This is a genomic window from Mycobacterium sp. IDUB_5 (genome assembly GCF_055419565.1).
Window position 1 is genome coordinate 268,238 of sequence record NZ_JBVAXX010000001.1, and the last position, 19,557, is coordinate 287,794.

A 19,557-nucleotide genomic window follows, 5' to 3' on the forward strand; every position below is an offset into this window, starting at 1 on the left:
GCGAATTTAGCTGCAGACCGCGCCGACGGCCGCCGAGCCGACCAGCTTGGTGTACTTGGCCAGCACGCCGGTCTTGTACACCGGGGGCAGCGGAGTGAATCCGGCCTTGCGCGAATCGAATTCGGCCTCGTCCACCAGGATGTCCAACGTCCCGTTGGCCACGTCGAGGCGGATGCGGTCACCGTCGCGGACGAATGCGATCGGGCCGCCGTCCACGGCCTCCGGCGCGATGTGGCCCACGCACAGCCCCGTTGTGCCACCGGAGAACCGGCCGTCGGTCATCAGCAGCACGTCCTTGCCCAACCCCGCGCCCTTGATCGCGCCCGTGATCGCCAGCATCTCCCGCATGCCGGGTCCGCCCTTGGGGCCTTCGTAGCGGATCACCACGACGTCGCCGTGGGTGATCGTGCCGTCCTCCAGCGCATCGAGCGCGGCGCGCTCGCGCTCGAAAACCCGTGCGGTGCCCTCGAACACGTCGGAGTCGAAGCCGGCGGACTTCACCACCGCGCCCTCCGGTGCCAACGAGCCGTGCAGGATCGTGATACCGCCGGTGGGGTGGATCGGATTGTTCATCGCCCGCAGCACCTTGCCGTCCGGATCCGGCGGCTCGATGTGGGCCAGGTTCTCGGCCATGGTCTGACCGGTGACGGTGAGGCAATCCCCGTGCAGCAGACCGGCATCGAGTAGCGCCTTCATCACCACGGGCACGCCGCCGATCTCGTCGACGTGCTTCATCACGTGGCGGCCGAACGGCTTCACGTCGGCCAGGTGGGGCACCTTGTTCCCGATGCGGGTGAAATCGGCGAGCGTCAACTCGACCTGGGCCTCCCACGCGATGGCCAGCAGGTGCAGCACCGCGTTGGTGGACCCGCCGAACGCCATGACGACGGCGATCGCGTTCTCGAACGCCTCCTTGGTCAGGATGTCGCGTGCGGTGATGCCGCGGCGCAGCATCTCGACGACGGCGGCGCCGGACCTGCGCGCGTAGTCCTCGCGCCGGGTGTCGACGGCCAGCGGGGAGGCGCTGCCCGGCAGCGACAGGCCGAGCGCTTCGGCGGCAGACGCCATCGTGTTGGCGGTGTACATGCCGCCGCAGGCACCCTCGCCGGGACAGATGGCACGCTCGATGATGTCGACGTCCTCGCGGGACATCAACCCGCGGGCGCAGGCGCCGACGGCCTCGAAGGCGTCGATGATCGTGACTTCGCGCTCGGATCCGTCGGTCATCTTCGCGACGCCGGGCATGATCGAGCCGTTGTAGAGGAAGACGTTGGCGAGGTCCAGCCGCGCGGCCGCCATCAGCATGCCGGGGATGGACTTATCGCAGCCGGCCAGCAGCACGGTGCCGTCGAGGCGCTCGGCCTGCACGACGGTCTCGACGCTGTCGGCGATGACCTCGCGGGAGACGAGCGAGAAGTGCATGCCCTCGTGGCCCATCGAGATCCCGTCGGACACCGAGATGGTGCCGAATTCCAGCGGGTAGCCGCCCGCCTCGTGGACCCCGGCCTTGACCGCTTGCGCCAACCGCTGCAGCGACATGTTGCACGGGGTGATCTCGTTCCACGACGAGCCGACCCCGATCTGGGGCTTGGCCCAGTCGTCGTCGCCCATGCCCACGGCGCGCAGCATCCCGCGGGCGGCCGTCTTCTCCAGCCCGTCGGTGACGTCGCGGCTGCGGGGCTTGATGTCCGGGGTCGCCGGGGTGTGCGAGTTGGGCATGCGCACGATTATGCGCCTGGCATTTCCCCCGGCAAAACCAATATGGATACCCCCGAGGGGTACGGGTAGTGTGGCGGCATGTCGAAGGTCCGCCAAGCGCTCGCGGCAGTGGCTGCCGCTGCCGCGCTGACCGGTTGCGGTGGGCCCCCTGCGGCACCGGCGACGTCGTCGACGACGGACGCTCCCGTTATCGCCGGCGAGGCCGCCGGATACAACGCCGCCGACGTCACGTTCGCCGACGAGATGATTGACCGGCACCGGGCCGCGATCGCGCTCGCGGATGCAGTCCCGCGGCGCTCCACCAACGCCGACGTGATCGGTCAGGCCCAGCGCATCGGAACGCAGCAGCAGCTCCAGATCAATGCCCTCAACGTCTTCCTCGTCCAGTGGGACCAGCGGCCGAAGATGGCCGCCAGCCAGGCTCCGGCGGTGCTGGCGCAGCTGGAACCGCTGCAGGGCCCCGCCTTCGATCGGCTGTGGTTGCAGTCGATGATCGACCAGCACCGGGGATCGATCGCCGTGGCCGAGGCCGAGATCGCCGGTGGGCAGAACGTCGACGTGGTGTCGATGGCGAAGACGATGGTGTCGACGCAGACGGCCGAACTCAACCAGATGACCACGATGCTGGAGGGCAGCCCGTGAGCAATGACAGCCATGCCGAGGACACCGATTCGCACGGGTACTCGGCGCAGAAGGAGAACTACGCCAAGCGGCTGCGCCGCATCGAGGGCCAGGTCCGCGGCATCGCCAAGATGATCGACGAGGACAAGTACTGCATCGACGTCCTCACCCAGATCAGCGCCGTCAACAGCGCCCTGCAGTCGGTGGCGCTGGGCCTGCTCGACGAGCACCTCGGCCACTGCGTCTCGCACGCCGTCGCCGCGGGGGGTGAGGAGGCCGACGCGAAGCTCGCCGAAGCCTCCGCCGCGATCGCGCGGCTGGTGCGCTCCTAGCTGTACCCAGACGGCTGACCGGGCGGCTCGTAGGGCTGGTACCACCACCAATTCGCGCGTTCCCCGGTCGGACCGGGACATGGTGCGACATCCGGCGGTGGTTGGGTTGGCGGTCGTGCCAGCGACGCGGAGGTCAACGCTCGACCGACAGAGTCGGTGACGATGAGTTGGTCGGCGGGTCCGGTGATCGTGATCAGGCCGCGGTGATGGGCCCGGTGGTGATACGGGCAGACCAGGGCGAGGTTCCACAGCTCGGTGGGGCCGCCGTCCTCCCAGTGCACCAGGTGATGGGCGTGCAGTGCGCGGGTGGCCCCGCACCCGGGGACCACGCAGACACGGTCGCGATGCTCGAGCGCCCGGCGTAGGCGCCGGTTCACCGTCCGGGTTGAACGCCCGGCCCCGATCACCTGCCCGTCGCGGTGAAACCACACCTCGCAGGTGGCATCACAGGCCAGGTACCGGCGGTCGCCGTCGGGCAGAACGGGCCCCAAGTGCAGGCTCGCGACTCGGCTGGCTACATCGACGTGTACGACCACGGTGGTGCGTTGCCCGTGCGGACGCGCGATCGCTTCGGCGTCCCAGCTCGCGTCGACCAACCGCAGGAACGCCGCGGCGTTGCCGGGCATCGACGCCCGCCCATCAAGGTCGGTGGCCGTCCATTCGGAGATCAGCGCGTCACGGTGCGATGCCAGCGCCGCGTCGAAGGCGGCGTTCTCGACGTGTGGCAGCGCGATGTGCCAGTACGTGTACTGCTCATCGGAGGTCGTAGTGATCGAGACCTGCGGCCCCGGATCGACGACGGGCACGCCGTCCTCATCCTCTGCCTCGTCGTCGGGCCGCGGTTCCGGGATGGGTTTGGGTTGCATCTTCAACGCAGTGCGCAACTGGGTGACCGTCGCGGATTGCGCCATGGTGGCGAAGTGCTCGTCCGAGCCCGGCAGGCCATGCTCAGCGATCACCCCGACCTGATCAACGGAGAACCGGCCCTCCCGCAACCCCTCGATGCACTGCGGGAATTCGTCGTAGCGCGCCGCGATCGCCGCGATCGTCTGCCCCCCCGACGGCGACACCCCCGCCTTCCACGCCAGCCACCCCGCGGTCGAGCGGGCTCCGGCCGCGGCCCACAGCTCGTCGCGGTCGATCTCGGCAGCGATCGCCACGATCCGCGCATCGATCGCATTGCGCTGCCCCGTCAGCTCCGCCAATTCCTCATGCAGCACCGACAACCGCTCATCGATGGCCAAGGAACTGCTCGGAGACATGACCCCAATCTCCCAGCGGCCACTGACAATTCACCCCGAGCCTGGGGATGAAAACGGCTCTGGGGATGACTACGCCGGCGGCACGTCCTCCGGCCGCTCGACGGCGATGTCGGTGCCGCGCGTGCGTAGCCTGCGGTGCTCGGCGTAGAGCCAGCCCACGCCGGACACCAGCCCGGCCGCTGACACCGCCGCGGCCACCAGTGCCAATCCGCTTCTGCCGACGGCGAACCCGCAGAGCGAGAGCGCGAACGCGATCAAACCGACCGCGATCATCGTGTGGCCCGGCCAGTTGGCCGCGTCCTTGAGTGTTTCGCCGGCCACCGGACCCAACGGCGCGGCCCGGTCGGGCGATGCGTGCTTGTCGTGTGTGTCCATATCTGTGAGTCGCTGTGCGACAGGGGGTTCCGAACGTCGTTGTGCTGTGGTTTCGCTCACGCCCCAGCTCACTTGCGCGAAAGCCACTCGTGAAGACGCTGATAGATCTCCGGATGGTTGAGCAGATCGAAGTGGTGCAGACCGGTCAGCACCAGGCCGGCGTCGTCCTCGAAAGGCAGGCGGCGCTTGCGGCCGCGGCCCGATGCGCTGGCCGGACGCACCAGGTGATCGCCGACCACCATGCCGAGCGCGGTCGGTGCCGCCGAGGTCGCGACGAAGTGGTAGCGGGCCTGGGGGAGGAACGGCACCTCCCGGCACCGATCGCGCAGGAACTCGTCGGGGTCCGCCTCGGCCCAGTCGTCGTCGAGGACGGAGCCGAACCGCAGGTCCTTGATGCCGTCGCTGCGCAGATTGAGCAGCTCGGCGATCGCCCGTGTCTCACGCAGCCGGATCATCAGCCAGCTCGCGGCATTGACGCCTTTCTCCAGGTCAGCGCCGAGATGCGGAGAACCCAGGCACACCACCTGGCGGGTGGCCCGGCACCACCGGCGATTGCGCTCGTTGGCGTAGTGGCAGGCCGAGCGAGCCACCAGCCCGCCCATCGAATGGCCGATCAACGCGATGCGGCTGACCGGAACCGGCCACACCTCGAGGAGCCGGGTCAGCAGGTCGTCGAGAGAGCGCCCGTTGGTGGAGATGTGCAGACCGGTGTTGTAGCGGATCGCGATCGGCGTGTAGCCCAGATCCTCGTGCAGGCGTTCGCCATACCAGGTCGACGGCGCGCCGGTGGTCGGGCGCGGCGGACGGCGCCACGACGACTCCGTCTGGCAGAGCCCGTGGAGGAACACCGCGAGCTTGTCGGTGGGTTCGGGGAATGCGTCGTTGATCGCGCCGGGGGTCAACGCCACCGCGCGTCCGTCCACGCGGATCGCCATCGGAGCGGCGAACTCGTTGCCGCGCTCGGCCAGCTCGTCACCGTAGATGCCGTTGAGTGCGGCGATGGCCTCGGCGACACCCCTGCGCTCGTCGAGCGGCTGGTCGTCGTCGAAGGCGAGCCCCGCTGCGGCGAGCTCGGCGACTTTCTGAGGGACCCGCGCACCCGTCACGTCCAGTGCGTCGTAGACCGCGCCGGCGATCGCATCGTGAACGATCTCCACCGGCCGCGCCGCGGGACCGATGGAGCTGAACACGCGGCTTGCGATACCGGTGTGCACGCCGCGGACCAGTGTGTTCAGCACGCTCAGGCCCTCAGCCGCCACCTCGCCGAGGGACTGCATGTCCTTGGTGCGCATGCCGGAACCCCCTTCGGTGAACAGTTGTACTTACTCCAGGGTAAGGTTCTGACGCCGACGAGGCAACGTGCTCACTGACCGAGGGCGTCCTCGATGCGCGCCACCTTCGCGGTGAGCTGCCCGGTGTAACCCGGCCGGATATCGGCCTTGAGGACCAGGCTGACGCGCGGGGACACCGCGGCGACAGCATCGACGGCCTGTTTGACCACGGCCATCACCTCGTCCCACTCGCCCTCGATGTTGGTGAACATGGCGTTGGTCTCGTTGGGCAGACCCGAGGCGCGCACCACCCGCACCGCTTCGGCGACCGCGTCGCCCACTCCACCTTTCTGGTCCCCCGCCAGGGGGCTGATGCTGAATGCGACGATCATCCGTCGAGCCTACGGTCGCGCCCGCGTAACACTCGGCGCCGCGGCGACGATCATCAGTGCAGGTCAGGGCCACCACGATGGCGGCTGCCCGGGATACGTCAGCCCGCTGGCCAGGAGAATCGTTCCCGACGCTGTGCCACACTGGGTGCAGTCGCGGGACTTGGAGGTACTTGCATGCGGCAGGCAAACAGGAGTCGGTTGATCGCCGTGTTGTCGGTGATGACCGTGGTCGCCGGCATGGTGCTCAGCGCCCCGGCGGCACTCGCGCAGCCCGACGTGGCGCCGCCGCCGGCGCCTGCAGATCCGTTCGCGCCGCCGCCCAACCCGCTGGCGTTCCCGAACCCGTTCGCGCCGCCACCCGCGCCTGCCGTGACTCCCACCGCGGCCGACCCGTTCGCCGTGATCCCCGGTGACCCGATGCCGATCCCGGAGGGAACGCCCGCCGGGCAGAACCCGACGCCGTTCGTCGGTCAGCCGCCCTTCGTGCCGCCGTCGTTCAACCCCACCAACGGCTCGATCGTGGGTGCGGCCAAGCCGATCTACATCAACTTCCAGCGGCCCATCGCCAACCGGCAGATGGCCCAGGACGCCGTCCACATCTCCTCGGTACCGCCGGTGCCCGGCCGCTTCTACTGGACCAGTGACACGCAGCTGCGTTGGCGCCCCCAGGACTTCTGGCCGGCCGGCACCGTCGTGAACATCGACGCCGCAGGGACGAAGTCCAACTTCACGGTGCCCGAGCAACTGGTCGCGACCGTCGACGACACCACCCACACGATGACGGTCGTGCGCAACGGCGTCGTCGAGAAGACGTTCCCGGTGTCGATGGGCAAGACCGACGGCAAGCACGAGACCAAGAACGGCACCTATTACGTGCTGGAGAAGTTCGCCGACATCATCATGGATTCCTCGACCTACGGCGTGCCCGTCGACTCGGCCGAGGGTTACAAACTCAAGGTGCAGGACGCCGTGCGCATCGACAACAGCGGCATCTTCGTGCACAGCGCGCCGTGGTCGGTGGGCGACCAAGGGAAACGCAACGTCAGCCACGGCTGCATCAACCTCAGCCCCGCGAATGCCCAGTGGTTCTACGACAACTTCGGCAGCGGTGATCCCGTCGTCGTCAAGAACTCCAAGGGCGGGCTGTACAACCAGCCCGACGGTGGGTCCGATTGGCAGATGTTCTGACGAACTGAGCTGGACCGGCCGGCTAGCGGTCACCCCCGTGCCACGATGGTGTGAGGCGAAGGGTGGGCGCGGATGCCCGGTGACGGCAAGGCAGTGGTCCGCACCGTCGGCGTGCTCCTGCTGACGCTGTTCGCCATCGCCGCGCTGCGCGGAATTCTCCCCGGGGCACCGCCCCCGACGCCCGACGACGATCCCGACGGATCGGGCTCCCAGGTCGCCGTCGTGATCATGCTGGCTGTGTCGGTGACGGCGCTGGCTGTGTCGGTGCTCGCGCGGGCCCGAACACCGCGCCCCCACCACGCCGACAGCGAGCCGCCACGGCGCGATGCCGGCGCCGGCGGCGCCATCTCGTGGCGGATGCTGCTGATCGCCGGGGCCGTGCTGCTGGCCTGGCTGCTGATCGTCCTGCTGCTGATGCGGTGGGCGTCGACGATCGACCCGTCGGACCCCGGAGCGCCATCGCCTCCCACGGCCGCGCCCGACGCGCCGGCGGACGGTTCTGGGGCCGGCCCCGAGCGCGGGGCAGATGGCAGCATGTTCGACCTGCTGATGGGTGCGGCCGTCGTGCTGGTCGCGCTGTCCGTGCTGGCGACGCTGCTCGCGCGCCTGAGGCGGACCACCCCGGCGCCGATTGCCGGTGACGGGCCCACGACGGGCTCACCGCCACCGCCCGCCCCGGATCTGGCCCGCGCGGCCGAGCGGGGACTCGCCGAGGTCGGCGACCGCAGCCGCGATCCGCGGGAGGCGATCATCGCCTGCTACGTCGCGATGGAGCAGGAGCTGGAGAAATCGCCGGGCACCGTCCCGCAGGCCTCGGACACCCCGGCCGAGGTGCTCGCCCGCGCGGTCGCCCGCCGCGCCGTGCATGCGGTCAGCGCCGCGCAGCTGGTGGATCTGTTCGAGGAGGCGCGCTTCTCTCCCCACGTGATGAACGAGGGACACCGCGACGAGGCCGTGCGCGCGTTGCAGGTGGTGCAGCGAGAGTTGCAGGGCGCCTCGTGACCCGCGTCGTCGCGGCCGCCGTGGCGCTGGTCGTCGCGGTGGAGGTCTGTGCGTTCGCGCTCGCCGACCGCGATCTGGTGATCGCCGTGACCGGCGCTGCATTGGTGGCCGCGCTGGTGTGGATCCGCTGGCACCTCACCCGACGCACTGACACCGAGCTCGACGCTGCCGCCGATACCGCGACGATCTCGTTGCAGCGCTGGCATTCTCGCACCGAGACGCTGATCTCATGGGCCGACTCGTCGCGCGCCGACTGGGATCGGAGACTGCGGCCGATGCTGGCGCGCCAGTTCGAACTCGCGGCGGGCAACCGGAAACGCAAGGACGCCGACAGCATCGATGCGACCGGGCGGATGCTGTTCGGCGAGCGGCTCTGGCCGTGGGTGGACCCGAACAACATCTCGCGCACCGGCGCCACCGAGCCAGGGCCTGGGCGCGACGTCCTCGACGAGATCCTGAATCGGCTGGCCCGACTGTGAACGCGCCGTTGGCCACCACGACGGCGGCGTGCGAGGCCGTGCTCGACGAGATCGGCCGGGCCGTCGTCGGTAAACGGGAGGCGCTGACGCTGATCCTCATCACCGTGCTCGCCCGCGGCCACGTTCTCGTCGAGGATCTGCCCGGTCTGGGAAAGACGTTGATCGCCAAGTCTTTTGCCGCCGCCCTCGGGCTGCGGTTCACCCGCGTGCAGTTCACGCCGGACCTGCTGCCCGCGGATCTTCTGGGTTCGACGATCTACGACATGCAGTCGGGCCGGTTCGAGTTCCGGGGCGGCCCCGTCTTCACCAACCTGCTCCTCGGCGACGAGATCAACCGGACCCCACCCAAGACGCAGGCAGCGCTGCTGGAGGCGATGGCCGAACGCCAGGTCAGCATCGACGGGGTCACCCATCCGCTGCCCGAGCCGTTCCTGGTGCTGGCCACCGACAACCCGATCGAATACGAAGGCACCTACCCGCTACCCGAAGCCCAGCTGGATCGCTTCGCGCTGCGGCTGGAGCTGAAATACCTGTCGGCACAGGACGAGACGACGATGCTGCGGCGCCGGCTGGAGCGGGGCTCGGCGCCTCCCGAGGTGACCGAGGTGGTGACCGCGCAGGAACTCATCGCGATGCAGGAGTCGGTCGAGCTGGTCACCGTGCACGACGACGTCCTCGGCTACGTCGTCGCGCTGGCCACAGCGAGCCGGCACCACCCGCAGGTCGCCGTCGGTGCGAGCCCCCGCGCGGAGCTGGATCTGGTGCAGCTGGCCCGCGCCCGCGCGCTGCTCGCCGGCCGCGATTTCGTGATCCCGGAGGACGTCAAGGCGCTGGCCGTGCCGGTGATGGCGCACCGCATCAGCCTGCGGCCGGAGATGTGGGTGCGCAAGGTTGCCGGCGCCGACGTCGTCGACGACCTGTTGCGCCGCACGCCCGTTCCGCGCGCCAGGGGCACCTCGTGACAGTCGTCGAGTTGCGTTGGCGTGCTTCGGCGTTGACGCGATCGGCGACGACGTGTACGGCGCTTGCGTTCGGTGTCGCCGTGCTGACCGGCCGCTGGGATCTGATCGCCTTCGGCGCACCGCTGGTGGCGGTGCTCTGCTCTCTGGCATGGCAACGACCCGTGCCGACGGTGTCGGTGAGCGGAGAACCGGCTCAGCAGAGGTGTTTTGAAGGTGAGCAGGTGCTGGTCACGGTCGGCGCCCACGCCGACGACGGCAGTACCGTCGCCGTCACGGCCGTTGCCCCGCCCGGGATGACCGTCGACGGCTCGGGTGCGACGGTCACGGTGCAGGCGCCGCGGTGGGGGCGCTATCCCATCGAGGCGAGGGTGCGCGTCCTCGGCCGCGGCGGGCTGCTCGAAGGAGCCGGCTCCGCGCCCGCCGCACAGGTCTGCGTGTTCCCGGTGGCGCCGCCGCAGTCGACTGCGATCCCACGCACCGAACTGTTGGACCGCCTGGGCACCCACCTGACCCGGCACACCGGCCCCGGCGTCGAGTACGCCGACATCCGGCCCTACGTGCCCGGCGACCAGCTGCGCACCGTCAACTGGCCCGTCAGCGCCCGGCGCGGCGCCCTGCACATCACCGAGCGGCTCACCGACCGGGCCGCCGACGTGGTGGTGCTCTTCGACACGTATCCGCAACCGCCGGGGCCGGCCACCGCTGCGACCGAGCGGACCGCGCGCGGCGCCGCGCAGGTGGTGCAGAGCGCGCTGCGCTACGGCGACCGGGCCGGGCTCGTCGCGCTCGGCGGCCGCACCACCCGCTGGCTGGGGGCCGACATCGGCGCCCGCCAGTTCTACCGCATCCTCGATACGATGCTCGGCGCCATCGGCAGCACCTATGAATCGGGCACCGGCACCCTCGCGCCGCGCCCCGCGCTGCCCGCCGGCGCGATCGTCGTCGCGTTCTCCACCATGCTCGACACCGAGTTCGCGCTCGCACTGATCGACCTGCGCCGGCGAGGCCATCCGGTGGTGGCGGTCGACGTGCTGCAGGGCTGCCCCGTCGAGGGTGAGATCGATCCGCTCGTCGATCGGGTGTGGGCGATGCAGCGCGCCTTCATGTATCGCGACATGGCCACCGTCGGGGTCGACATCGTGGCGTGGCCTGACGAGGCCACCCTGGACCAGGCGATGGCTCTGCTCCCGGAGCGGCGGCGATGAACAAGGTGTTGCTGCCCTTGGCTTTTGCCGCGGTGATGATCGGCGCAGCGGTCGGTGACGGGGCGGGGTGGGCGCTGGTCGCGGCCGGCGCTGCCGCCGTCGCCGTCGCCGTCGCGATCTGGTGGCGACCCGCAGCCACGGTCGCCGTCGCGGCGACCGTCCTGACCGTCGTGCTGGCCGGCACCCCGCCACTGGCCGCGGCGCTCTCCGGCCTTGCGGCCACCGCCTACCTGGTCACCCGGCACGACGCGGCGACCGTACCGACGATGGCATTCGCGGTCGGATTCGCCGCGGCCGCCACCCTCGTCGTCGCGGTACCGATCGAACTGCCCTGGATTCCGCTGGCCGCGCCCCTGGTCCTGCTGGCCGCGTACCTGCTCGCGGTGCGGCCGTTCATCGCGCCCGATCGACCGAGCATCTGATATCTCACATTCGGCATCATTGCCGCGCGGGCGGGAACCCTGATGTCGGCGCGAGGAGGTATGCGATGGACGCCAATACGCCGGTTCTGCTGTACGACGGCATCTGCGGATTCTGCAACGGTGCCGTACAGACCATCCTGCGGCTCGACCGCGACGGCGATCTGCGGTTCGCTGCGCTCGACAGCGATTTCGGCGCCGGCGTCCTCGCCCGCCATCCGTTCCTGGCCGACGTGGACTCTGTGGTGTTCGTGGACAACCCTGGCAGGCCCGACGAGAGCGTCTCCGTGAGATCGGCCGCCGCGCTGGCTGTGGCGAAATACCTCGGCGGGCCGTGGCGGGCGCTGCTGCTCGCCAGAGCCATCCCGGCGCCCGTCCGCGACCGGCTCTATGACGGCTTCGCCCGTGTCCGGTACCGCATCTTCGGCACCCACGACACGTGTCCCATCCCGGCGCCGGAGGTGCGGGCTCGCTTCCTGTTCTGAGCGTGCCGTGCCGTACGGTCGTGGCGTGAGCCGCGCCCTGGACATCGCTGTTCCCGGCGGCCCGTACGCGCTCGCGCAGGGAGCGGACGGCGCCATCTGGGTGACACTCGTGCACAGCGGCGAGATCGCGCGCATCGCCCCCGATGGTGACCTCGACGTCCACCCGGTGCATCCGCAGAGCAAGCCGTCGATCATCGTGGCGGCGCCGGACGGCGGCATCTGGTTCACTCGCAGCGGTGACGACCGGATCGGGCGGATCGGGATGGACGGCACCCAGCGCGAGATCGAATTGCCCGGTGGTAGCGCACCGTTCGGTCTCTGCGTCGGGCCCGACGGGGCGCTGTGGTTCACGACGATGACGTCGGGCACGGTGTGCCGGATCGGCGCGGACGACGGGGTGGAGGTGGTGGCCGCCCCCGGCGGCGCCCCGTCGATGATCACCGCGGGTCCCGACGACGCGATGTGGTTCACCCTCAATCAGAAGAGCGCCATCGGGCGGGTGGACGTGGCAGGAAACATCAGCGTCCGGCCGACGCCGACCCCGGCGGCAGGGCCCGTCGGCATCACGGCGACGCACGACGATGCGGTGTGGTTCACCGAGATTCGGGCAGACAAGCTGGGCCGCATCCCGATGAACGAGGCGATTCAGGAACTCGAACTACCGGGCAAGCCTCACGCCGTGGTGGCCGATCGAGCCGACGGGGTCTGGGTCAGCCTCTGGGAGAGCGACCAGGTCGCCCGCGTCGGCGCCGACGGCGAGGTCGTGACGATCGACCTGCCCGCAGGCAGCGAACCGCACGGACTCGCCATGGCCGCCGACGGTGCGCTGTGGGTGGCCCTCGAGGCGGGGTACGTCCTGCGGCTGCCCGTCAGCTGACCGATCAGTTCCAGATCCGCACGCGCCGTTCGGGTTCCAGGTACAGCTCGTCGCTCTCGCTGACGTCGAACGCCTCGTAGAAGGCGTCCATGTTGCGCACCACGCCGTTGCACCGGAACTCCGGCGGCGAATGCGGATCGATGGCCAGACGCCGGATCGCCTCGGCCTCGCGGGACTTGGTGCGCCACACCTGGGCCCAGCCGAAGAACACGCGCTGCTCACCGGTCAGCCCGTCGATCACCGGCGCCGGCTTGCCGCCCAGTGACAGCCGGTAGGCCAGCAGTGCGATCGAGAGCCCGCCCAGGTCGCCGATGTTCTCGCCGACGGTGAAGGCACCGTTGACGTGATGTGACGGTTCGAGCCCGCGCGGGGTGAACGTCTCGTACTGCTCGATCAATGCCTTTGTGCGCGAACCGAATTCACTGCGATCGGCGTCGGTCCACCAGTCCACCAGGTTGCCGTCACCGTCGTACTTGGCGCCCTGATCGTCGAAGCCGTGCCCGATCTCGTGCCCGATCACCGCGCCGATACCGCCGTAGTTGGCGGCGTCGTCGGCGTCGGCGTCGAAGAACGGGGGCTGCAGAATCGCTGCGGGGAAGACGATTTCGTTCATGCCGGGGTTGTAGTACGCGTTGACGGTCTGCGGGGTCATGAACCACTCGTCGCGATCGACCGGGCCACCGAGCTTGGCCAGGTCGCGGTCGTACTCCAGCGTGTAACCGCGGCGGTAGTTGCCGTACAGGTCGTCGCGGGCGATCACCAGTGACGAATAGTCCCGCCACTTCGCCGGGTAGCCGATCTTCGGCGTGAACTTGTCGAGCTTCGCCAGAGCCTTCTCCCGCGTCTGCGGGGTCATCCACTCCAGGGTGTTGATCGACACCCGGTAGGCCTCGCGCAGATTGGCCACCAGCTCGTCCATCCGCGCCTTGGCCTGCGGCGGGAAGTACCGCTCGACGTAGAGCCGGCCCAGCGCATCACCCATCAGCGACTCGACCACCGACACGCCCCGCTTCCAGCGGTCGCGTATCTGCTCGGTCCCCGACAGCAGCCGGCCGTAGAACGCGAAGTCCGCGGCGACGAGCTCATCGGTCAGCAGCGACGCGCGCGCATGGATGAGTCGCCAGCGCAGCCACGTCTTCCACGTCTCGAGGGGCTGGCTCGACCACAGCGCCGCGAATGCGGTCAGGTAATCCGGTTGGCGCACCACCACTTCGGCAGCCCGCTCCGGCCCCGCGCCCAGCGCACCGAGCCAGCCTGCCCAGTCGAAGCCGGGCGCTTCGGCGGCCACGTCGGCCAGCGTGCGCAGGTTGTAGGTCAGGTCGGCGTCGCGGCGTTTGACCACGTCCCAGTGTGCCGCCGCGAGCTTGGTCTCCAGCGCAACGACGTCAGCCGCGGTAGCACTGTGCTCACCCCCGTACACCAGGGCGAACATCGCAGCGATGTGCTGGGGATAGGCGGCCAGGATCTCGGCGTGCTGCTCGTCGCGGTAGTACGACTCGTCGGGCAGGCCGATGCCGGATTGCGTCATGTGCAGCAGGTAGCGCGTCGAGTCCTTGGAGTCGGTGTCGACGTACACGCCCGTCCCCCCACCCACGCCCGTGCGCTGCAGTTCACCGAGCACCCGGGCCAGCGCCTCGGGGGTGTCGGCGGCGTCGACGAGAGCCAGCTCCTCCAACAGCGGGGCCAGCCCGCGCTCACGGATCGTCTGCTCGTCCATGAAGCTCGCGAAGAGGTCGCCGATGCGCTGTTGATCGGTTCCCTCGGGCGCGTGAGCCTCGGCAGCTTCGGTGATGAGGTCGCGGATCTGTTCCTCTGCGCGGTCGTAGAGCGTGCGGAAGGCACCGTCGGTGGCCCGATCCGCGGGGATCTGGTACTCGGCGAGCCAGCGCCCGTTGACGTGACCGAACAGATCATCCTGCGGCCTCGCGTCGCCGTCGACGTAGCGCAGATCGATACCGGACTTGGAAGATGTCGCTTCTACCGTCACCCCGACATCCTTCCAGAACCACCCGGGTACCCTCACCGGCATGCCCGATGACCAGCCCCGATCCACGACGGGACCCGAGTCCGACGGCGAGCAGGCGCCGCACCGCACCGTCACGAGCTATGGCATCGCCTCGGCGGTCCTGGCCGTCGTCGCCGTCGCGGCGGTGGTCCTGTCGGCGATGATCTGGACCGGCCATCACGGTGAGACCGACGAACGCGCCTACCGCACCCGCGTGCTGCAGGCCGCCGCTGACTGGACCGGCGTGCTGATCAACATGACCGCCGACACCGTCGACACCGACCTCACCACGCTGCACGACGGCACCGTCGGCCAGCTCAACGCCGACTTCGAGCAGACCGTCGAGCCGTACCGGAAGCTGGTGCGCACGCTCAAGTCCCGCACCACGGGGCAGATCAACGCCGTCGCGCTGGAGAGCGTCTACCACGAGCAGCCCGGGATGCCGGCCGCTCCGCCGCCACCCGAGCTGGCCGGGTTCGCCAGCCGCACCGACACGGTGCTGGTGGTCGCCACGTCGCTCAGCGAGAACGCCGGCACCGACAAGCCGCAGACCGTGCGGTGGACGCTACGCCTCGACGTCTCCGACGTGGACGGCAAACTGTTGATCTCCCGGCTGGTGCCCATCCGATGAGGAACCTGCTGCGCGTCGCGCTCTTCGACGTACTCGCCCCGCTGGCCGCCGTCGCGGCGTTGATCTACATCGGCGTGGCGCTGGGCTGGCCGCTGTGGTGGGTGTCGGTGTGTTCGGTGCTGTGCCTGCTCGTGGTCCAGGGCGTGATCGTCAACATCGTGCTGGCCCGCCGCGACGCCGTCACCGTCGGCACCGACGACGACGGGCCGGGGCTGCGGTTGGCGGTCATCGGGACCGCGGCCGCCGCGCTGGTGGCTGCGTCGGTCGTCGGCTACACGCAGTGGACGGTGCCCGACCGCACGCTGAACTCCGACAGCGTCGAGGTGACCGGCATCGCCAGCAGCGTCGCCGAGGCGTCGGCGACGTTCACCCCGCAGGATCCGACCGCGTCGATCGACCGGGCCACGCAGATGATGTCGCCGGACAGCGCGGAGCGGTTCAAGGCCGACTTCGCCACGATCGCCAAGGATCTGGGCGGGCGCAACGTGTCAGCGCAGGCCAGCACGGTGTCGGCGGGTGTGGAGGCCATCGGTCCGGAGGCGGCCAGCGTGGCCGTGGTGCTGCGCGGCACGCAGAGCTCGCCGGGCAAGCCGACCGACAGTGCGGTGCTGGCGCTGCGGGTGTCGTTGTCCAAGACCGACGGCCGGTGGCTGGTGGAGGACGTCGCGCCGTTGCACTCCCGCTAGCGGCGCGACGGGCTCACACCAGCGAGAAGCCAGGGCTGTGATCGCGGCCCGATCACGACCAGGAATGCGCTTCCGCGGGCGGCGCGGCGGGCTCAGGAGCGCTGGCTGCGCATCTTCGCGAAGCGCTCCGACAGCCGGCCCATCCTGATCATCAGCGACGCGGGCGGGCTGACGGTGCCGCCCAGATAGGCGGCGAAGTCGGTGGGTGCCACCCCGATCCTGGAGGCGAACTCCTGCTCGCCCAGACCCGAGCGCTCCAGCAGCAGCCGGACGTGGCGGCCCACCTCGGCGCATTCGTTGGCCTCGAGATGCTCCCGGGTGCGCACCAGCACTTCCGACATCGCCTTCGACACCCCGTAGGGCTCGGCCGTCTCGAGCACCTCTTCGACCTGACGGGCCGTGCGGCCGTAGGGATCGCGCTTGATGGCCACGACGATGCGCTGCCACACGGCGAGGTCGTCGCGTTCGAGCGCGGCCCGGATGGCAGCTGTGGGCCAGAATTCGACGGGTCGGTCATCGGGAGACGTGCCGGGGCGCGGGCGGGGAGCCGGCGACGACCGCGCTTCCGATGACACAGTCACCTCGCCTCCTCCAACATCGCCACCGCGACCGACAGGCACCGCTGCCTGACTCCGGCCCACTCGGCCTCCGCGGCGGGCCCCGACGTCGCGATGTCGGGCCCGTCGGAAGGCCGGGGATCGGCCAGGCGACGCACCAGCTGGGTGGCCACCCAGTGCTCGCGCGCCGGTTGACCAGAGTAGTACCGGTCCATGCCGGTCAGCACTTCCGCCGCGGTCTGCGTGTCCATCGAGGTGACCAGTTCGGCGAACTCCGAGTAGTCGCGGGCGCTGTTGCGCTCCATGATCAGGAAGCTCTTCAGGCGCAGCGTCTCGGCGCCGGTGGGGATCTGCAGCCGGTCCCCGGTGGGCAGCAGCACGTTGGTGGTCTCCATCGGGCTGGTGCGCTCGAGCGGGGTGGGGCCGTGATCCTCCGCGATGGCCCTCTCTGCGGCCCTCTCGATGGCCAACGCGTCGAGTGCGACGTCGAGGCGCCCCCGCCACATCGTGACCGGATGCTTGGGAAGTTTCACCGCGACGGTCTTGCCGTGCGCGCGGTTGCTGATCGTGGCGGGCACCCGACCCTCGGTCTTCAGCCGCCCCGCCACCAACTTGCCGCACGGCTGGCACCCGCTGAACGCCAGCGGGTCGGCAACCGTAATGGATTGCGGTGCAAGGCTTTTCAGCTTCGCCGCGGATTTGACGACGGTCCGCAGATCAGCTCCCGATGGCGCGAGCGCGGAGATGTCGTCGGGGATGATGATGAGGTCGCCGATGTCGGCCTTGGGTAGCGGCTTCTCGAAGTCCACCGACGGCAGCACCCGGTCCAGCCACCGCGGCAGCCACCAGTTCCACTCGTCGAACATCGCCATCAGCGCAGGTACCAGCACCAGCCGCACCACCGTGGCGTCCACCGCGATCGCGACCGCGCAGGCCACCCCGAGCTGGGCCACCAGCGGCATACCGGCGAACGCGAACCCGATGAACACCGCGATCATGATCAGTGCGGCGCTGGTGATGGTGCGGGCACTGGTGGACACCCCGTACGCGACGGCGTCGCGGGTGTTCCCGGTCTGCAGGAACCGCTCCCGAATCCGGGTGAGCAGAAAGATCTCGTAATCCATCGACAGGCCGAAGGTCAGCGCGAGCACCAGCGGCGGGATCGTGCTGTCCAGCGACGAGATCTGCTTGAAGCCCAGGTCGGACAGCCAGCCCCACTGGAAGACCACCACCAGGCTGCCATAGGCGGCGGCCACCGACAGGACCGTCATCACCACGCCCTTGAGCGCCAGGAACACCGAGCGAATCGACACCAGCAACATCACGAACGCGATGAACGCCACGAACGCGAACACCGCCGGCTGGATCGCGGCGACGCGATCGTCGAAGTCCTTGATCAGCGCCGTGGGCCCGCCGACCGAGATCTGTGCACCGGTGCCGGCGACCGGGGGTAACTGCTCCCGCATCCAGTCGACTGTCTCGCGCGCCCCCATGTCCTCGGGGTCGACCGAGAGCACCGCCGACAGCAGGGCGCTGCGGTAGTCGGTGCCGAACACCGCGGGCGACACCGAGACGGTGTTGGGCGCCTGGGCCATCCGCTGCCGGATGGCGTCGAGCAACGGTTGTTTGGCGGGCGCCGACGCGGCGTTGCCCTCCGGGAAGGTCACCAGTACGCGGACCGGGCCGAGTGCGCCCGGGCCCAGCGCTTCTGCCGCCGCGTTCACGCCGCCGCGAATCTCGTGGGTCGGGTCGAACTGCCGCTGCATGCTGTTGCCGAGCGCCATCGAGAACGCCGGTGCGGCGAAGGCCAGCAGCAGCGCCGCCGCGCACAGCGCCGACACCCACGGCCGGCGCATCACCCCTCCGGTCCAGCGGGTCCAGAACTTCGACTGCGTCGCCTCGATGCCGCGACCCCAGTGCAGGTACGACGAGCGTCGCGCGGCGCGGCGGCCGAACGTGGCGAGCACCGCAGGGGTCAGCGTCGTCGACGTCAGCACGGCGACCGCGACAGCGAGGATGGCGCCCGTGGCCATCGACCGCAGCACCGGAGTATTGATCAGGTAGATGCCGGTGACCGACGCGATCACCGTCAGACCCGACAGCACCACCGCCAGACCCGAGGTCGCCATCGCGGCGTCGGCGGCGTCCTGGGGTTCGCGGCCCGCGCGTAGTTCCTCGCGGAAGCGCATCAGGATGAACAGGGAGTAGTCGATGGCCACGGCGATGCCGAACATCGACACCGTCGATGTCACGAACACCGACATAGTGGTGTACATCGACAGCCAATAGACCAGGCCCATCGTGACCGCCACCGTGCACACACCCAGCAGCAGCGGCATCGCGGCGGCGGCGAAGGAGCCGAACACCGCCAGCAGCACGATCAGCACGATCGGCAAATTCCATCGCTCGGCCTGGGCGATGTCGTGTTTGGTGGCCAGCGTCGCCGCCGCACCGAGCGCACCCTGCCCGATGACGTAGAAACGCACCTTGCCGTCCGCGGTCTGGCCCGGGTCGTCCCCGTCGATGCCGACCTTCTGGCGCAGCTGTTTGGCGATGTCGACCGCACCGGTGTTCTCGAACCCGAGTTGCAGCGTGATCACATACGGCCGGTCAGGCGCAGGGGGCGGCTGGCCCGGATTGGGCATGACCGTGACGCTGGGCACCTCGGCGGCGATCTTCTCCAGGTAGGCCACCGCGGCGTTCATGTCATCGAACGACGCGTCCGGACGGGGTGCGGCGACCAGCGCCAACGGGGATGCGCCCTGATCGGGGAACTGTGCTTCGAGCTGACGCTGCACGTACAGCGACTGCGAACCCTCGACCTCGAAACCGCCGCCGGTCAGGTTGCCCGACTGGTTCATCGCCAGGTAGATCGAGGGGACGAGAAGCAGCAGCCACACCGCGAAGACCGCCCAGCGGAATCTGCGCAGGTTGCTGCTCACGCGCATCATGAACTGCTGGATGGGACGTCCCCACTTTCTCCCCGGCCTTTCGTAGCGAAAGGGTACAGCAGTCAGTTGTGAGGGGACCTGCGCGAACACTCCTGCCAGAGATGCCTCATGCAGCTCTAATACGGTCCCGCCGACGCG

20 protein-coding genes are annotated in these 19,557 nt (G+C 69.5%); 12 read left to right on the forward strand and 8 right to left on the reverse strand.

Annotated features, from left to right (window positions below; genetic code table 11):
* Nucleotides 1-6 precede the first annotated feature (6 nt).
* Nucleotides 7-1,719, reverse strand: coding sequence for a dihydroxy-acid dehydratase (gene ilvD, locus ACZY1G_RS01370; RefSeq protein WP_463813235.1), 1,713 nt, complete (start codon nucleotides 1,717-1,719; stop codon nucleotides 7-9).
* A 78-nt stretch (nucleotides 1,720-1,797) separates the two neighbouring features.
* On the opposite strand from ilvD, the gene ACZY1G_RS01375 reads away from it, so the two are divergent.
* Together ACZY1G_RS01375 and ricR are read left to right on the forward strand one after the other, a co-directional pair.
* Nucleotides 1,798-2,361 (forward strand): DUF305 domain-containing protein, encoded by a 564-nt coding sequence (locus ACZY1G_RS01375; protein ID WP_463821384.1) that lies wholly within the window; start codon nucleotides 1,798-1,800, stop codon nucleotides 2,359-2,361.
* The gene (ricR, locus tag ACZY1G_RS01380; RefSeq protein ID WP_463813237.1) at nucleotides 2,358-2,672 is read left to right on the forward strand and encodes a copper-sensing transcriptional repressor RicR; all 315 of its coding nucleotides are present in this window, start codon (nucleotides 2,358-2,360) and stop codon (nucleotides 2,670-2,672) included. Before ACZY1G_RS01375 ends, ricR begins: the two co-directional genes overlap by 4 nt.
* Here ricR and ACZY1G_RS01385 read toward each other — a convergent pair.
* From ACZY1G_RS01385 to ACZY1G_RS01400, 4 genes are all read right to left on the reverse strand, one after another.
* Nucleotides 2,669-3,934 carry an HNH endonuclease signature motif containing protein gene (locus tag ACZY1G_RS01385; protein ID WP_463821386.1) on the reverse strand — a complete coding sequence of 422 codons (1,266 nt, stop codon included), beginning with the start codon at nucleotides 3,932-3,934 and terminating at the stop codon, nucleotides 2,669-2,671. The two genes, ricR and ACZY1G_RS01385, sit on opposite strands and share 4 nt — an antisense overlap.
* 69 nt (nucleotides 3,935-4,003) lie before the next feature.
* A complete protein-coding gene (locus ACZY1G_RS01390; RefSeq protein ID WP_463813239.1) occupies nucleotides 4,004-4,309 on the reverse strand; it encodes a hypothetical protein in 306 nt (101 codons plus the stop codon).
* A 68-nt stretch (nucleotides 4,310-4,377) separates the two neighbouring features.
* Nucleotides 4,378-5,601 carry an esterase/lipase family protein gene (locus tag ACZY1G_RS01395; protein ID WP_463821388.1) on the reverse strand — a complete coding sequence of 408 codons (1,224 nt, stop codon included), beginning with the start codon at nucleotides 5,599-5,601 and terminating at the stop codon, nucleotides 4,378-4,380.
* A gap of 71 nt (nucleotides 5,602-5,672) precedes the next feature.
* Complete coding sequence (locus tag ACZY1G_RS01400; protein ID WP_463813242.1) at nucleotides 5,673-5,972, reverse strand: thiamine-binding protein; 300 nt, start codon at nucleotides 5,970-5,972, stop codon at nucleotides 5,673-5,675.
* Between the two features lie 174 nt (nucleotides 5,973-6,146).
* On the opposite strand from ACZY1G_RS01400, the gene ACZY1G_RS01405 reads away from it, so the two are divergent.
* The 8 genes from ACZY1G_RS01405 to ACZY1G_RS01440 all read left to right on the forward strand — a co-directional run bounded on the left by ACZY1G_RS01405 (nucleotide 6,147) and on the right by ACZY1G_RS01440 (nucleotide 12,589).
* Nucleotides 6,147-7,160, forward strand: a complete 1,014-nt coding sequence (locus tag ACZY1G_RS01405) for a L,D-transpeptidase (protein ID WP_463821390.1) — start codon at nucleotides 6,147-6,149, stop codon at nucleotides 7,158-7,160.
* 72 nt (nucleotides 7,161-7,232) lie between these two features.
* Nucleotides 7,233-8,162 carry a DUF4129 domain-containing protein gene (locus ACZY1G_RS01410; protein ID WP_463821392.1) on the forward strand — a complete coding sequence of 310 codons (930 nt, stop codon included), beginning with the start codon at nucleotides 7,233-7,235 and terminating at the stop codon, nucleotides 8,160-8,162.
* A complete protein-coding gene (locus ACZY1G_RS01415) occupies nucleotides 8,159-8,641 on the forward strand; it encodes a hypothetical protein (RefSeq protein ID WP_463813245.1) in 483 nt (160 codons plus the stop codon). The genes ACZY1G_RS01410 and ACZY1G_RS01415 overlap by 4 nt, the downstream gene beginning before the upstream one ends.
* Nucleotides 8,638-9,603 (forward strand): AAA family ATPase, encoded by a 966-nt coding sequence (locus ACZY1G_RS01420; protein WP_463813246.1) that lies wholly within the window; start codon nucleotides 8,638-8,640, stop codon nucleotides 9,601-9,603. The genes ACZY1G_RS01415 and ACZY1G_RS01420 overlap by 4 nt, the downstream gene beginning before the upstream one ends.
* On the forward strand, nucleotides 9,600-10,808 hold the full coding sequence (locus ACZY1G_RS01425) for a DUF58 domain-containing protein (RefSeq protein WP_463821394.1): 1,209 nt from the start codon (nucleotides 9,600-9,602) through the stop codon (nucleotides 10,806-10,808). Before ACZY1G_RS01420 ends, ACZY1G_RS01425 begins: the two co-directional genes overlap by 4 nt.
* On the forward strand, nucleotides 10,805-11,230 hold the full coding sequence (locus tag ACZY1G_RS01430; RefSeq protein WP_463813248.1) for a hypothetical protein: 426 nt from the start codon (nucleotides 10,805-10,807) through the stop codon (nucleotides 11,228-11,230). Before ACZY1G_RS01425 ends, ACZY1G_RS01430 begins: the two co-directional genes overlap by 4 nt.
* A gap of 65 nt (nucleotides 11,231-11,295) precedes the next feature.
* Nucleotides 11,296-11,712, forward strand: coding sequence for a thiol-disulfide oxidoreductase DCC family protein (locus ACZY1G_RS01435; RefSeq protein WP_463813249.1), 417 nt, complete (start codon nucleotides 11,296-11,298; stop codon nucleotides 11,710-11,712).
* Nucleotides 11,713-11,737: 25 nt separating this feature from the next.
* On the forward strand, nucleotides 11,738-12,589 hold the full coding sequence (locus ACZY1G_RS01440; RefSeq protein WP_463821396.1) for a Vgb family protein: 852 nt from the start codon (nucleotides 11,738-11,740) through the stop codon (nucleotides 12,587-12,589).
* 4 nt (nucleotides 12,590-12,593) lie between these two features.
* Here the strand turns inward: ACZY1G_RS01440 and ACZY1G_RS01445 are convergent, their stop codons facing one another.
* Nucleotides 12,594-14,576, reverse strand: coding sequence for a M13 family metallopeptidase (locus ACZY1G_RS01445; protein ID WP_463821398.1), 1,983 nt, complete (start codon nucleotides 14,574-14,576; stop codon nucleotides 12,594-12,596).
* Nucleotides 14,577-14,616: 40 nt separating this feature from the next.
* Between ACZY1G_RS01445 and ACZY1G_RS01450 the strand changes: the two genes are divergently transcribed.
* Nucleotides 14,617-15,225, forward strand: coding sequence for a hypothetical protein (locus tag ACZY1G_RS01450; protein ID WP_463821400.1), 609 nt, complete (start codon nucleotides 14,617-14,619; stop codon nucleotides 15,223-15,225).
* Nucleotides 15,222-15,911, forward strand: a complete 690-nt coding sequence (locus ACZY1G_RS01455; protein ID WP_463821402.1) for a hypothetical protein — start codon at nucleotides 15,222-15,224, stop codon at nucleotides 15,909-15,911. The genes ACZY1G_RS01450 and ACZY1G_RS01455 overlap by 4 nt, the downstream gene beginning before the upstream one ends.
* A 92-nt stretch (nucleotides 15,912-16,003) precedes the next feature.
* Here ACZY1G_RS01455 and ACZY1G_RS01460 read toward each other — a convergent pair whose 3' ends face one another.
* Together ACZY1G_RS01460 and ACZY1G_RS01465 are read right to left on the reverse strand one after the other, a co-directional pair.
* Nucleotides 16,004-16,486: an XRE family transcriptional regulator gene (locus tag ACZY1G_RS01460; RefSeq protein WP_463814801.1), complete on the reverse strand. Its 483-nt coding sequence runs from the start codon at nucleotides 16,484-16,486 to the stop codon at nucleotides 16,004-16,006.
* A gap of 2 nt (nucleotides 16,487-16,488) precedes the next feature.
* Nucleotides 16,489-19,419, reverse strand: coding sequence for an MMPL family transporter (locus tag ACZY1G_RS01465; RefSeq protein WP_463821404.1), 2,931 nt, complete (start codon nucleotides 19,417-19,419; stop codon nucleotides 16,489-16,491).
* Nucleotides 19,420-19,557: the final 138 nt, after the last annotated feature.